Origin of the sequence: Micromonospora parva (genome assembly GCF_000718515.1) — a bacterium.
GTDB lineage: Bacteria > Actinomycetota > Actinomycetes > Mycobacteriales > Micromonosporaceae > Micromonospora > Micromonospora parva.
The window spans coordinates 89565-102079 of sequence record NZ_JNZS01000005.1 but is presented as its reverse complement, the minus strand read 5'-3'; the positions used below and the strand labels follow the sequence as shown (position 1 = coordinate 102079).

11 protein-coding genes are annotated in these 12515 nt (G+C 73.9%); 5 read left to right on the top strand and 6 right to left on the bottom strand.

What is annotated here, in order from left to right:
• Nucleotides 1–3: 3 nt before the first annotated feature.
• Genes IF22_RS0107435 through IF22_RS0107425 form a run of 3 tightly spaced genes read right to left on the bottom strand, consistent with a single transcriptional unit; the run spans nucleotide 4 to nucleotide 3760 of the window.
• Nucleotides 4–858 (bottom strand): DUF3152 domain-containing protein, encoded by an 855-nt coding sequence (locus IF22_RS0107435; protein ID WP_030329800.1) that lies wholly within the window; start codon nucleotides 856–858, stop codon nucleotides 4–6.
• 5 nt (nucleotides 859–863) lie between these two features.
• Nucleotides 864–1838, bottom strand: a complete 975-nt coding sequence (locus IF22_RS0107430) for an alpha/beta fold hydrolase (RefSeq protein WP_030329799.1) — start codon at nucleotides 1836–1838, stop codon at nucleotides 864–866.
• Between the two features lie 23 nt (nucleotides 1839–1861).
• Nucleotides 1862–3760, bottom strand: a complete 1899-nt coding sequence (locus IF22_RS0107425; RefSeq protein ID WP_425339842.1) for a hypothetical protein — start codon at nucleotides 3758–3760, stop codon at nucleotides 1862–1864.
• A 1496-nt stretch (nucleotides 3761–5256) separates the two neighbouring features.
• Between IF22_RS0107425 and IF22_RS0107420 the strand changes: the two genes are divergently transcribed.
• Nucleotides 5257–5895 (top strand): TetR/AcrR family transcriptional regulator, encoded by a 639-nt coding sequence (locus IF22_RS0107420; RefSeq protein ID WP_030329797.1) that lies wholly within the window; start codon nucleotides 5257–5259, stop codon nucleotides 5893–5895.
• A gap of 64 nt (nucleotides 5896–5959) precedes the next feature.
• Entirely contained in the window at nucleotides 5960–6187 is a 228-nt protein-coding gene (locus IF22_RS0107415; RefSeq protein ID WP_030329796.1) for a DUF3107 domain-containing protein, read from the top strand.
• Between the two features lie 100 nt (nucleotides 6188–6287).
• On the opposite strand, the gene IF22_RS0107410 is transcribed toward IF22_RS0107415, so the two are convergent.
• Nucleotides 6288–6923 carry a ferritin-like fold-containing protein gene (locus IF22_RS0107410; RefSeq protein WP_245233560.1) on the bottom strand — a complete coding sequence of 212 codons (636 nt, stop codon included), beginning with the start codon at nucleotides 6921–6923 and terminating at the stop codon, nucleotides 6288–6290.
• 392 nt (nucleotides 6924–7315) lie between these two features.
• On the opposite strand from IF22_RS0107410, the gene IF22_RS0107405 reads away from it, so the two are divergent.
• The gene (locus IF22_RS0107405; RefSeq protein WP_030329794.1) at nucleotides 7316–9016 is read left to right on the top strand and encodes a DEAD/DEAH box helicase; all 1701 of its coding nucleotides are present in this window, start codon (nucleotides 7316–7318) and stop codon (nucleotides 9014–9016) included.
• An 88-nt stretch (nucleotides 9017–9104) separates the two neighbouring features.
• Entirely contained in the window at nucleotides 9105–10265 is a 1161-nt protein-coding gene (locus tag IF22_RS0107400; RefSeq protein WP_030329793.1) for a class I SAM-dependent methyltransferase, read from the top strand.
• 15 nt (nucleotides 10266–10280) lie between these two features.
• Here the strand turns inward: IF22_RS0107400 and IF22_RS0107395 are convergent, their stop codons facing one another.
• Entirely contained in the window at nucleotides 10281–10724 is a 444-nt protein-coding gene (locus IF22_RS0107395; protein WP_030329792.1) for a hypothetical protein, read from the bottom strand.
• Nucleotides 10725–10969: 245 nt separating this feature from the next.
• On the opposite strand from IF22_RS0107395, the gene IF22_RS0107390 reads away from it, so the two are divergent.
• The gene (locus tag IF22_RS0107390; protein ID WP_030329791.1) at nucleotides 10970–11386 is read left to right on the top strand and encodes a helix-turn-helix domain-containing protein; all 417 of its coding nucleotides are present in this window, start codon (nucleotides 10970–10972) and stop codon (nucleotides 11384–11386) included.
• A gap of 52 nt (nucleotides 11387–11438) precedes the next feature.
• Here the strand turns inward: IF22_RS0107390 and IF22_RS0107385 are convergent, their stop codons facing one another.
• Entirely contained in the window at nucleotides 11439–12419 is a 981-nt protein-coding gene (locus IF22_RS0107385; protein ID WP_425339841.1) for a hypothetical protein, read from the bottom strand.
• Nucleotides 12420–12515: the final 96 nt, after the last annotated feature.

Genomic DNA, 12515 nt, shown 5'->3' with positions numbered 1-12515 from the left:
GCCTCAGAGCGCCGGGCCGGCGTGCCGACGCCCGTTGAGATACGGCCACGGGTTGGCCCGGCACCCGTTGAGGAAGAGCGTCTGCTGCATCATCACCGGCGCCGCCCGACCCGCACCGGGGCACCGCTCGTGCCGATGCCCGAGCTGGTGGCCCACCTCGTGGTTGACCACGTACGTGCGGTAGACCGCCAGCGGCACACCGGCCGAGACGAAGTGCGGCACCGACAACCGCCACCGATCCAGGTTGATGATCACCTTGCCCGGTGCCCGACAGGACGTGTACGGCCGGCCGTTGATCCGGATGTCCACCCCACCCTGTGCGCACATCCGCCCCGCGGTCCGGGCGGTCGCCAGGTAGACGGTGAAGTCACGAGACGCAGCCCCGGGAACCTGCTGAAGCCGCAACCTGCCGCTCTCGACCCAACTGCCCGGCCCGGCCAGTGCCACCTGGACCGCATCGGCGAACTCGGCGGCGTCCTCGGCGCTGCCCGACTCCACAGCGACCCGGTACCGCCGCACCTCACCCGCCCGACCCAGCACCTTGCCGGAGCGCGCGTCATAGCCGAACCTGCCCGTACCGGCGCTCGGAACCGGCCCGGGCACCCGCAACACCGGCGACGGACTGGGCGAAACCACGTCGACGGGCGACGGGTCGGCCGACGGCGGCAGCGGCCCGGCCACCAGCGGGGCAGGCGTACCCACCTCCTCCGCGGCCAGCCGTTCACCACCGGGTTGCCCGCCCCGCCCTTCGGCGACCACCGTCACCGCCGCACCGACGGCCACCGCCACCGCCACCAGTTGGGCGAGCAACGCGAAACGCCGTCGACGGCGCACAGGGTGGCGGGCTGAGCTGGGCATCCGGGTCAGCCTGCCAGATCAGAGCGCCCCACCGCGTCCTCCGTTTCGGCGAGCAGGCCGACCACCGCGCGGGCAACCAGCCGGGGAACCTCCAACTGCGCCACATGGCCGACACCGTGGAGCATCATCAATCGGCTGTCCGGAATGACACGGGCGGTCTGCGGCGCCACCCGCACGTCGACAAGGCGGTCCTGCCGGCCGCCCACCACCAGGGTCGGTGCGCGTACCGCCGCGGCGAGGCGCCACAGCGACCCCGGCCCCGGCAGGTACGCGCGCAGGAAGCTGGCGACCAGCCCACGGAACGTCCGGACGTACGCGGCGGCGTAGTGCTCGGCCTCGTACCGCACCCGGATCTCCTCCAGCGCCTCGGCCCGACGCTGATCGCAGATCCGGCTCAGGTCGGCGACGCACGCCTCCAGCACCTGCTGGGCCATCACCTCCGGCGCGAGCTGGGTGAGGTGCCGGGCGACCAGCCGCTCACCACGCGGAATGGCGAGCACCGGCAGCATCCGCCCCTGCAACGAGCGCCGGAAGTCCAGGAACGGCAGCGCCGGGGAGATCAATGTGAGGGTGCGGACCAGGTCCGGCCGGAGCCCGGCGACCTGGACCGCGACCGCGCCGCCCAGCGAGTTGCCGAACAGGTGCACCGGACCGCGACCGGAGTGCTCGATCCAGCGGACCACCAGATCGGCGAAGGCCGGAATCGTGTACCGCGGACCCGGCTCGCTCCGGCCGAAGCCGGGCAGGTCGATGGCCTGACCGTCCAGTCGGTCGGCGAGCAGCCCGGCCAGGTCCGTCCAGTTCTGCGACGACCCGCCCAGCCCGTGCACGTACAGCGCCGGCTGCGCGCCAGCGGCGGTGGCCGGGGTGTCCCGCACGTACGTGACCCGGCCGTCGAGCCGGACTTCCCGGCCCGGCCACGGCGGCGGGACGCGGTCGTCGGGGAGCAGGTGGTCCGGCCAGAGGGTGGCGCGTCTCATTGCTCCAGTCTGCCCCGGACCACTCAGGACAGCAGCGCCTCCAGCCGACGGTTGACCGCCGCCAACGTCGCCCGGACCACCGCCTGACGGGGATCACCGGCGACCAGGGCCGACCCGGCGAGCTGCTCGACCCAGCCCTCACAGACCAGCAACGCCACCACGGTGGCCACCTCGCAGTTGCCGAACGGCACCACCGCCGCGTGTTCGACGAAGCAGCGCCCCCGCTCGGCGTTGTCCGCGCCGCGCAACAACTCGTCCACGGCGGCGGCCGCCGCCACCGCGCAGAGCCGCAGCACGTAGCCGTCCACCGCCGGCCCGGTGGCGTACCCGGAGGCGCTGTCGGCCCCGGCCAGCAGCCGGACCTCGACGTTCGCGTCCAGGCCGAAGGTGCTGACCTGCACGTGGTCGATCACCACCCGGGGCCCCGGGACGCCGCCGGTCTCCAGCGGCCGGGACGGCGCGGACTCTGTCGTGGTCACCTGACCACCGGAGTACGACGTGCCGAGCGTCGCCGGGCTACCGGTCGCGGCGCCGGCCGGCGCGGCGGAGACCGATCCGGGTTCCTCCACCGTGGCCCGGCCCCGGTGCGGAGCGTTCGACCGCCGCCGACGCGTCGGGTCCGTGCTGGTCCGCTGTTCAGGGCCAGCCGGCGCGGCCTCGGACCGACCGCCGGTCGGGCGGGCGGCCGTCGGCGACGTGGCCGCCCGAACCTCGCCGGGATCACGCGCGGCAGCGTTCTGCGTTTCCGGGGTACGCCGCTCAGCCGGTCGGGGTTCGGCAGCGCGGCGGCGCACCGGCGGAGGCGGCGTGCTGGGCAGGCCGGGCACGTTCTGCGGGGCCGCGGCCAACCCCATCCGCTCCTGGAGAAGCCGGGCCACCTGCCGGCTCACCTCGGCCGGGTCGGCGCCGTCGGCCAGGTCCAGTCGCAGGCTGTGCGCCCCGGCCGGGGTACGGCGCAGGGCCGCGTCGCGGACACCTGCCACCTCCCGGACGGCGTCCAGGATGGCGTTGACATCGAACCCCTCGGGGCGCTCCCGCAGCGGGGCTGGCTCGTCGTCCCGACGCAGGTGGGTGGCGATGCGGGCGAGTTCCGGGGTTTCGGCGGGGGGCTCCACGGCTGGCGGCTCCGGCACGACGGGCACGTCCGGTTCCGCGGGGACGCGCTGCGGCAGCACCACCGCGCTCGGGGCCGACTGCCGGCCGTCGTCGGCCGGCGACGTCGGGTCCGGGGCGGATCGTCGCGCCGCGTACGGAGAGACGGGCGACGGTGCGGGCTGACCGGTGCGGCCGGAACCCTTTTCGGCGGCGGGCGGTGTGACGTCTTTCGAGGGCAGGTCGCTGGCGGGCGCGGCCGGCTGGGGCGACTCGACGGACGAGGGACCGGGCTCGGGTGTCGCCGGCCGGAGCCGGAACGGGGCGGTCGGCCGGGTCTCGGGCCGGGACCGGGCGGGCGGCTCACCGCCGTCGCCCGCACCGGTGCTGGCCGATCGACTGGCCGGCCAGGACGGGCGTTCGACAGGGGTCGCGGGGAGCCGGCCCTCGGACCAGTCCGGCCGCTCGGTTCGGGAGCTGCTCGCGGCGGGCGAACCGCCGGTCCAGGACGGGCGCTCCGCCACCAGCGACGGGCCGGCCGGGGCCGGTGGCGCGTCGGCCAGCGCGGGAGGTGGCCCGGCCGGTGCCGGCGGCGGGCCGGCCGGTGCAGCGGCCGGCGCGTCGACTGACGGGTCGGCCGGTGACGGGCTGGCGGCCCAGGAGGGCCGCGTGGGCGGCGAGCTGGCCGGTGCCGGATCGGAGCCGCCGGCCCAGGACGGCCGCGTCGACGGCGCGCTGGTCGTGGGCGGTGGGGACCCGCCCGCCCAGGACGGTCGTACCGGAGGCACGCTGGTCGCCGCCTCGGACCCGCCCGCCCAGGACGGCCGCACCGGCGGCGCACCGGGTGGCGTCGGATCGGAACCCCCGGCCCAGGAGGGCCGTGCGGGCGGCGCGCTGGTGGGGTCGGGGTCGCCCCCACCCGCCCAGGACGGAGGGTCGGCCCGAGGTCTGCCGGTCGCCCCGGACGCCGCCCAGGACGGCCGGTCGGCGGGCGGACCGCTGGTCGGCGTCGCACCGCCGCCAGCCCAGGACGGCCGGTCGGCGGGTGGCGCGCTCGTCGGTTCGACGGGGGACTCCGGCGCGGACTCGGACTCGCCCCGGCCGGGTTCGTAGCCACGGCCTGGATCGGCGCGCACCGGCTCGTACGGACGGGGCACCTCGGCGCGCACCGGCTCGTACGGCTGGTTGGGCTCGGCGACCCAACCCGGCGCCGACTCGTCCCGGGCTGCCGGGCCAACCGACTCGTCGTCCTGGCGGGACCAGGGCGGGGCCCATCCCCCACCCCAACTCGGACGGTTCCAGCTCGGCCCCGACCAGTCGGGCTCGATGGCCGACGACTCCCCGGCCCGGTGCGCGTCCCCGGGACGGTGCGGGTCGGCCGGCCGGGCAGCCTCGGCAGCGCGACCGGGCTCGCCGTCGTCGGCCTGCCCGGCCGGGCCCGGGGTGCGTCCCGAACTCGCCGCGTGGTCCGGTGCGACCGGGTCCCGCCAGTCGCGTGGCGCGGTCGGGCTGTCGTCGGCGGCCACCCGCTCGACGGTCGGAGCGTGGAAGCCGGGCGGCACCTCGAAACCCGACGCCGCGGTGCCGACGGGCGGCACCTGGACGGCAGGTGGGGCCGAGGTGGGCAGGCCGGGTTCGGCCCAACGGGCCCGGTGCGCGGCGGCCGGATCGACGGTGGGGTGCGGGGCGGGACCGGTGTCGGGCTCGGCGACACCCTGCTCCGCCGACGGCGCGGGACGCTGGGCGGGCACCACGAGCCGGTCGCTGGCCGCCCCGGGGCGACCCTCGGCGGGCAGCCCGGGCGGGGCGCTCACCGGCGTGGGGCGTCCCGCTGGCGGTTCGAGACCGGGGAGGTGGACGCCGTTGACGTCGTCCGGGGGGTGCACGCCGTTGACGCGGTGGCCGTTGGCGCGGGCCGGCGGCTCCGGGTCGTCCGGTCGTCCGACCAGCGGCGATGGCAGGTCACCGTGTCGTGCCGAGGCGGCCCGCCAGCCCGACGCGGGGTCGGGCTGCCAGCGCGGCGCCTCATCCCGGGCGTCCTCGCGGTCGGCGGCCCGGGGCCATCCTCCCGCCGGTGGCGCCCACCCGCTGACGGAACGGCTCGGGTCGTCGTGCTGACCCGCTCCGTCACCGTGCTCTCCCGGGGTGGCGGCTCCGGGTTGCCCTGTTTCACTCACCGCGCGCTCCTTGGTCGCCCCCGCTGAGGCTACCGTGTGCCGAGAGTGGCGATAAGTTACAGCGGCGGGCCATTTCCACAACGGAGGTCACGGGCCTCGCCCGGTCTGGGGGGAAAATGCCGGCTCGTACGGAGAACTCGGAGGATCCCATGACCGCTGCGGGGAACGGTGCACAGACCGCTGGCCGGCCCACCCGCCTGCCCCGCTCCGCGCGTCGTAAGCAGCTTCTCGCTGCGGCGCAGGAGGTGTTCGTCGCGCAGGGCTACCACGCCGCCGCGATGGACGACATCGCCGAGCGGGCCGGGGTCTCGAAGCCGGTGCTCTACCAACACTTTCCCGGAAAGATGGATCTCTACCTGGCGCTGCTCGACACGCACTGTGACGCCATCGTCGCTCAGGTGCAGGAAGCGATGCGCGGCACCAGCGACAACAAGGAGCGGGTCAGCGCGTCCGTGCGGGCGTACTTCGACTTCGTCGACCACGAGAGTGAGGCGTTCCGGCTCGTCTTCGAGTCGGATCTGCGTAACGACCCGGCGGTGCGGCAGCGGGTGGAGCGGGTCGAGCAGGGCTGCATCGCGGCGATCACCGACACGATCATCTCCGACACCGGGGTGAGCCGGGCACACGCCGAGTTGCTCGCCTCCGGGCTGGTCGGGGCCGCGGAGACGGCCGCGCAGTTCTGGCTGGCCGGCGGGCGGCAGGTGCCGAAGGCCGAGGCCGAGGCGTTGGTGGCCGCGCTGTCGTGGCGGGGCATCGCGAGCTTCCCGCTGCAAGGTGAGTCAGCCTGACCGTCGACCCCGTGATCGGATAGCCTTCGCAGGGCGGTTCTTTCGCCCCAGTTGAGGAGGCACAGTGGAGGTCAAGATCGGCGTGCAGTACGCGCCGCGCGAGCTGGTTCTGGACAGCGCGCAGTCGCCGGCCGAGATCGAGCAGATCGTGACCGACGCCTTCGCCGGCAACGGCGGCACGCTCTCCCTGACCGACGAGAAGGGCCGGCGGGTCATCGTTCCCGTCGAGAAGGTCGCCTACGTCGAGATCGCCGAGGCGTCGCCCCGGGCGGTCGGGTTCACCGTCCGCTGACCGGTCCGGCCATCGCGGCAGGTCGGCGTCCGGCCCACCTGCCGCAGGCCGGCACCGACCGACCAGCCGACGCTCAGGCGTGCGCCGAGCGGTCGACCGGTCAGTTGTTCAACCCGGCGGCGGTCATCCGTGCGGTGTGCGCGGCGGTGAGCCTGCCGAACAGCCCCGGCACGTCGACCCGGCCGTCCCGTGCGATCAGCGCGGTGAGCGTGGCCCGCTCGGCGGCGACCCGGCCGGCCTGGGACAACGCCTCTCCGACCAGCCGTCGGGCCCACATCGAGAGCCGACCGGCCACCCGGGGGTCGTCGGCGACGGCCATCCTGATCTCCGCCGCGGCGAAGTCCGCGTACCGCAAGTCGTGCAGGACGTCCAGCACCAACGCCCGGTCCGGTTCCGCCAGCGCGTCGGCGATCTCGCGGACGAAGTCGTCGGTGATCGCGTCACCGACGTACGCCTTGGTGACCACTTCCGCCCAGTCCCGCGGCTCGGTCGAGTCGTGGTACGCCTGCACCGGCTCGACATAGGGTGCCATCGCGTCCTCCGGCGGTACGCCCAGTTCGGTGAGCCGGTCGGCGAGGCGTCGGTAGTTGGCGATCTCGGCCGCGGCCATCTCGTTCAGCGCGGCCCGGCGGCGCAGGTCGGGAGCGAGGCGGGCGTCGCCGGCCATCCGCTCGAAGGCCAGCAGCTCGCCGAAGGCGACGAGACCCAGAAGATCGACGACGGCAAAGGCGGACACGAGCGGCAGGCTACCGGGCGCGCGCCCGCGCCGGCCCGATCGATCATGAAGCCGCGGTGCGCGTCGTAACCGTTTTCGCCAACTTCGCACCTGATACGACTCCCACCCGACTCTGCGGGGGCGGGGCGAACCAGGTCAGTCAAGCCGTGATGCAGGTCACATTTACTTGCCCCGCGTGGCGGATGGCCGCCCGGGAATCGGGACGCAGGCATGCCTGTTCAGGTAACATGGAGCAGTTGCCGTGGGCGCCGATCTGATCGAAGCTCAGCCTGCGGCGCGCGTGCGGCCCGGTCCAGCTCGGCAATCTGCCGCCGACCGTGTGGCCCGCGTCATACCGAACGCGCCCTGAGGACAGGACGGGCGCACCCACGAGAGGGCACCCCCACATCCACATGAGCGACCTGACTCAAGATTTGCTGGACGGCCAGGAACTGGCCCCCACCGCCCCGGTCCGACCGGAGGCCCCCACGTTCGCCGCACTCGGCGCCCGCGCCGAGACCGTCGAGGCGCTGGCCTCGGCCGGCATCACCCGCGCCTTCGCCATCCAGGAGTACGCGATCCCGATCGCGCTGCGCGGCGTCGACCTGATCGGGCAGGCACCCACCGGCACCGGCAAGACCCTCGGCTTCGGCGTTCCGCTGCTCGACCGGGTCTTCGCCCCGAGCGAGGGCAGCGACGGCGTCCCGCAGGCGCTGGTCGTCGTCCCCACCCGTGAGCTGGGCATCCAGGTTGCCAAGGACCTGGCCGCCGCTGGCCGGACGCGCGGCGTCCGGGTGCTGCCGATCTACGGCGGCGTGGCGTACGAGCCGCAGATCGACGCGCTGCGCAAGGGTGTCGAGATCCTGGTCGGCACCCCCGGGCGACTGATGGACCTGCAGAAGCAGAAGCACCTGCGGCTCGACCGGGTGCGCGCGCTCGTCCTCGACGAGGCCGACCGGATGCTCGACCTGGGCTTCCTCGACGACGTCGAGAAGATCCTGGCGATGCTTCCGGAAGACCGGCAGACGATGCTCTTCTCGGCCACCATGCCGGACCCGATCGTCACCCTGTCGCGGCGTTTCCTGCGCCAGCCGATGACGATCCACGCCGGGCACACCGCCGAGACCGGCCCGTCGCCGCAGACCCAGCAGCTGGTCTACCGCACCCACTCGATGAACAAGGTCGAGGTGGTGGCGCGCATCCTCCAGGCGGAGGGGCGTGGGTTGACCATGATCTTCACCCGTACCAAGCGGGCCGCCGACCGGGTCGCCGAGGACCTCGACTTCCGTGGGTTCGCGGTCGCCGCGGTCCACGGTGATCTCGGCCAGGGTGCCCGCGAGCGGGCCCTGCGGGCCTTCCGGGCCGGCAAGATCGACATCCTGGTCGCCACCGACGTGGCGGCCCGCGGATTGGACGTGACCGGCGTCACCCACGTCATCAACTACGACTGCCCGGAAGACCAGGACACCTACACCCACCGGATCGGTCGTACCGGCCGGGCCGGCGCGACGGGTGTCGCGGTGACCTTCGTCGACTGGGACGACATGCCGCGCTGGCGGATCATCGACAAGACCCTCGGTCTGGAGATGCCGGAGCCGCCGGAGACGTACCACACGTCGCCGCACCTCTACACCGACCTGCACATCTCCACCGAGGTCAGCGGCACGCTGCCCACGGCCGAGCGCACCCGGGCCGGGCTGTCCGCCGAGATCGAAGAGGACCTGGGTGGGACGACCCGCTCCCGCCGGGGCGACAGCGGCGGCCGAGGCTCCCGACGCGGTGAGAGCCGTGGCGAGGGTCGCGGCGAGGGTCGCGGCGAACGTCGTGGTCGGGGCGATGGTCGCCGCGACCGCCCCGACGCCGGCACGCCGGTCGCCGCCGACGCACCCGCTGTCGACGCCGCCGAGGAAGGCACCCGTACCCCCCGCCGCCGGCGTCGCCGCCGCGCCGGCGAGGTGGTCGCGGGCGAGACCACCGCGGTGATCTCCGCCGACTCCGGCCCCGCCGAGCCGACCACCGCGTCCGACGGTGAACCGTCGAAGCCGCGCCGCCGCCGACGCCGCCGTGGTGGCGGTTCCGGTGCGGGTACGCCGGCCGAGGCGACCGCCGACTGACCACCAGCCACACCTGACATCCCCCGCACCGCCTCGCGCGGCGTGGGGGATGTTCCCGTCTCCCACCCCGCCTGCTGAAGATGGAACGATGCCGCAACCACTGGACGCCGCCCTGACCGAGGTTCGGGCGCTGCTGCTCGACCCCGCGCTGACCCGGGCGGTCGCCGCCGGTCGCCGCCGCGGACGTCGCCCCACCGTCGAGCGGGCCGAACTGCGGCCGGTGACGCTGAAGGCCGGGCCCCGGATCCAGATCACCACGTCCGACGGCGCTCGCCCGTACACCCGCAACATCGCCTCCGGTCCGGAGGCCGCCGCGGCGGTCGACGAACTGCTGGCCGAGCCGTTCGGCAACTGGCACGTCGAGACGGCCGACGCGACGCTCCAGCTGCGGGTGACCAAGTCCGGCGAGGCGCAGGTGCACCGGGCCGCGACGTCCCGCCCGGCGGCGACGCCGACCGGAAACGACCGGACGAAGGAGTACCTGCTCGACCCCGGTGACCCCATCTTCGCCGAGATCGGCGGCTCGGCGGCCAAGCGCCGTCAGGTGGACGCGTTCCTGCGGGCCCTGGCCGCGACCCTGCCCGACGACCTGACCGGTCCGCTACGGGTGGTCGATCTGGGCTGCGGCAACGCCTACCTGACGTTCGCCGCGTACCGCTACCTGACGAGTCGAGGGCTCGGCGTCCAACTGGTCGGCGTGGACGTCCGCGAGGACCAGCGGCGGCGCAACACCGAGTTGGCGCAGCGGCTCGGCTGGGCCGACCAGGTCAGCTTCGTGGCCGGGACGATCGCCGACGCCGTCGTCGACCCCGCCCCCGACCTGGTGCTGGCACTGCACGCCTGTGACACCGCCACCGACGAGGCGTTGGCCCGCACGGTGCGCTGGGAGGCCCGTTGGGTGCTGGCCGCGCCGTGCTGCCACCACGATCTGGCGAAGCAGCTGCGCGCCCACCCCGCCCCGGCCCCGTACGAGCTGCTGACCCGGCAGGGCATCCTGCGCGAGCGGTTCGCCGACGTGCTCACCGACGCCCTGCGCGCCGGGCTGCTACGGCTGCACGGATACCGGGCCGAGGTGGTGGAGTTCGTGGACTCGCAGCACACGCCCCGCAACCTGCTGATCCGCGCACGTCGTACCGGTGCCGGGGCGACCGGGGCGCAGCGCGCGGAGTACCGCGAGCTGGTGGACCAGTGGCAGGTCGTCCCCCGACTGGAGACCCTGCTGGCCGCCGACGAGGCGTCCGCCTCCTAACGCCGGCCCGGCTCGCTAACGCCGACGGTCCCGGCCACGGTCACGCTCGCCGGCACCACGGTCGTGGACCGGCACCCGGTCGACGCCGGGCCGACGGGCGCTCCGCTCCCCGTCGCCCGGTGCGGTCGGGAATGGTACGACCCTGCCCCCGCCGGCCTCGGCGTTGCCGGCTGCCGCGAAGGCGTTCCAGGAGATGTCCACCAGCAGCTTCTTCACCTCGGCGTGCCGGACGGCGGCGTTGTGTTGCAACGCCATCCGGGCACCGAGCACTACCGCGACCAGCGTGGTGGTGATGGTGCCGGTGGCGGCCAGCACCTGCAGTCCGGTAGCGGAGTCGGTGCGGAGCACCAGGACCAGCAACCAGATCCAGAACGCGGCCGCGAAGACGCCGGCCTTGGCGACGAAGAAGAGGCTCACCGCACCAGGCTGGTACGGCTGGGGGCGACTCGGTTCGGCCATGGTGCTCCTCGGCGGTGGTCCGGTCGGACGCGGCAGGCAAAGACCCATGTCGGGACGGGGACCGAGCCTAAACGAGAACGATGATGATCGCTGGATGCAATTTTCGTTCTGCACACACGCATGCAGAGAAAAGTCTCATCCACGGGACAGTTTGTGCGGTCAGTCAATTGTTTCCGGCTGTGGGCGTACTACCCTCGAAAGGCGCATCGTCCCGGTGCTCCGGCGGGAGGGGAAGACACACAGGGATGGGATCAGCCGAGGTATCACCGCAGATGGCCTTCGCCCGCTTCGTCCGGCGCGCTATCGATGACGCTCGTGACGAACGTGGCTGGACAGTGACTGATCTTGCCTCGCACACGGGCGTGGGGCGCTCCACAGTGTTCCGCTGGCTGGCCGGTGACTGGCAGGACTATCCCGAGTTGGCCAAGGTGCGCGGCTTCTGCGCCGCCCTGGATCTGCCGGTCGCCGCCGCGTTCCGCGCGCTCGGGCTGCCCGACGCCGGCCCCGCACCGCGCCGACGTCACGACGACGGCCCGGTCGAGGCTGATGTCCGGGCCATCCTCGACCGGCTGGCCGACCCGACGGTCCCCGCCGAGGAGAAGCACCACATCCGCGACCTGCTCCGCTACCTGGCCCGCCGCCCCATCCGCCGAGCCGGCTAACCCCACCCCACCCCTCCCCCTTCGGAGGGCGGTGGGGCGGGGATGGGTGGGATTAAGGGGTGGTGAGGGTGAATTCGGCGGTTTGAACTTTGTCGTTCACCTGGAAGTCGAGGTAGAGGCGGTAGCGGCCCGGGCCGGGGATCGTCAGCCAGAACTTGATCTGACCGTCCACCAGTTCGGTCTCCGGGTGCACGTGCAGGTAGCCGAGATCGCCCTCGCGCAACGCCACCAGGTGCCCGTACGCCCCGAGGTACCGCTGCAGCTCGGCGGCACCACCGGCACCGTCGACCCGGAAGGTCAGCGGCACTGTCGTCCCGGGCTGCGGGGTGCCCTGGAAGCCCACGGTGAAGCCGTCCACCGTCGTCGAGGTGGCCGGCCCCGGCACGGGACGGGGTCGGTAGTCGCCGGGCGCGACCAGGTCCGTGCCGAGGGTCACAGCGGTCTGGGCGCCGTCGTCGGCAACCACCGTGAAGTCGGCGTACGCCCGCCAGACGCCGGGCTGCGGGAGGGTCAACGGAACCGACCAGGTGCCGTCCGCCGCCATTGTCGGGTGCAGGTGCTGGTAACCGGTCAGGTCCCGCCGGACGACGATGAGGTGCATCGGCTTGTCGTGCACGATGGCGAACCGGGTGACCGGCCGACGTTGCGCGTCGCGCACCTGGAAGCGCAGCTGACCGGCGCGGCCCGCCGCGAACTCGGTGCCCAGAGGGGCCAGGGTGAGCCCCGCCGAGCTGACCGCCAGACCACCCGCCTCGGTGGCCGCGCCCTGATCGGCGGCCGTGGCGGAGCCGTGGTTGTGCGGCGCGACACCCGGCGGATCGGTGTGCTCGGCCGCCAGCGACGGGCTGCCGGTGGTGGTGCCGGTGGCGTTGAGCCGGCCGAGGCCGAAGCCGAGCAGCACCGCGAGCACCAGCCCGCCAACCACCAGCGCCAGCCGGAGAGTGCTCCGGTCCGGCCCGGCGGGAACCTCGTCGATGACCGGAGCCGCAGACACCTGGTCCGGGACCGGCACCGCGGAGAGCTGCTCAGGCACCGCCAGCGCCCAGCGGGTGGCCGGCGGTCACGTCAATGACGGCGTCGACGCCGCGGGTGACGGGCTGCTGGTCGGTCATGCTGCCCACGTTACCGC

Bases quoted from the DNA above. Each gene is read 5' to 3' on its own strand.
- IF22_RS0107400 (WP_030329793.1), top strand. From the start codon at position 9,105: ATGCCGCAACCACTGGACGCCGCCCTGACCGAGGTTCGGGCGCTGCTG.
- IF22_RS0107390 (WP_030329791.1), top strand. From the start codon at position 10,970: ATGGGATCAGCCGAGGTATCACCGCAGATGGCCTTCGCCCGCTTCGTC.
- IF22_RS0107435 (WP_030329800.1), bottom strand. From the start codon at position 858: ATGCCCAGCTCAGCCCGCCACCCTGTGCGCCGTCGACGGCGTTTCGCG.
- IF22_RS0107430 (WP_030329799.1), bottom strand. From the start codon at position 1,838: ATGAGACGCGCCACCCTCTGGCCGGACCACCTGCTCCCCGACGACCGC.
- IF22_RS0107405 (WP_030329794.1), top strand. From the start codon at position 7,316: ATGAGCGACCTGACTCAAGATTTGCTGGACGGCCAGGAACTGGCCCCC.
- IF22_RS0107395 (WP_030329792.1), bottom strand. From the start codon at position 10,724: ATGGCCGAACCGAGTCGCCCCCAGCCGTACCAGCCTGGTGCGGTGAGC.
- IF22_RS0107420 (WP_030329797.1), top strand. From the start codon at position 5,257: ATGACCGCTGCGGGGAACGGTGCACAGACCGCTGGCCGGCCCACCCGC.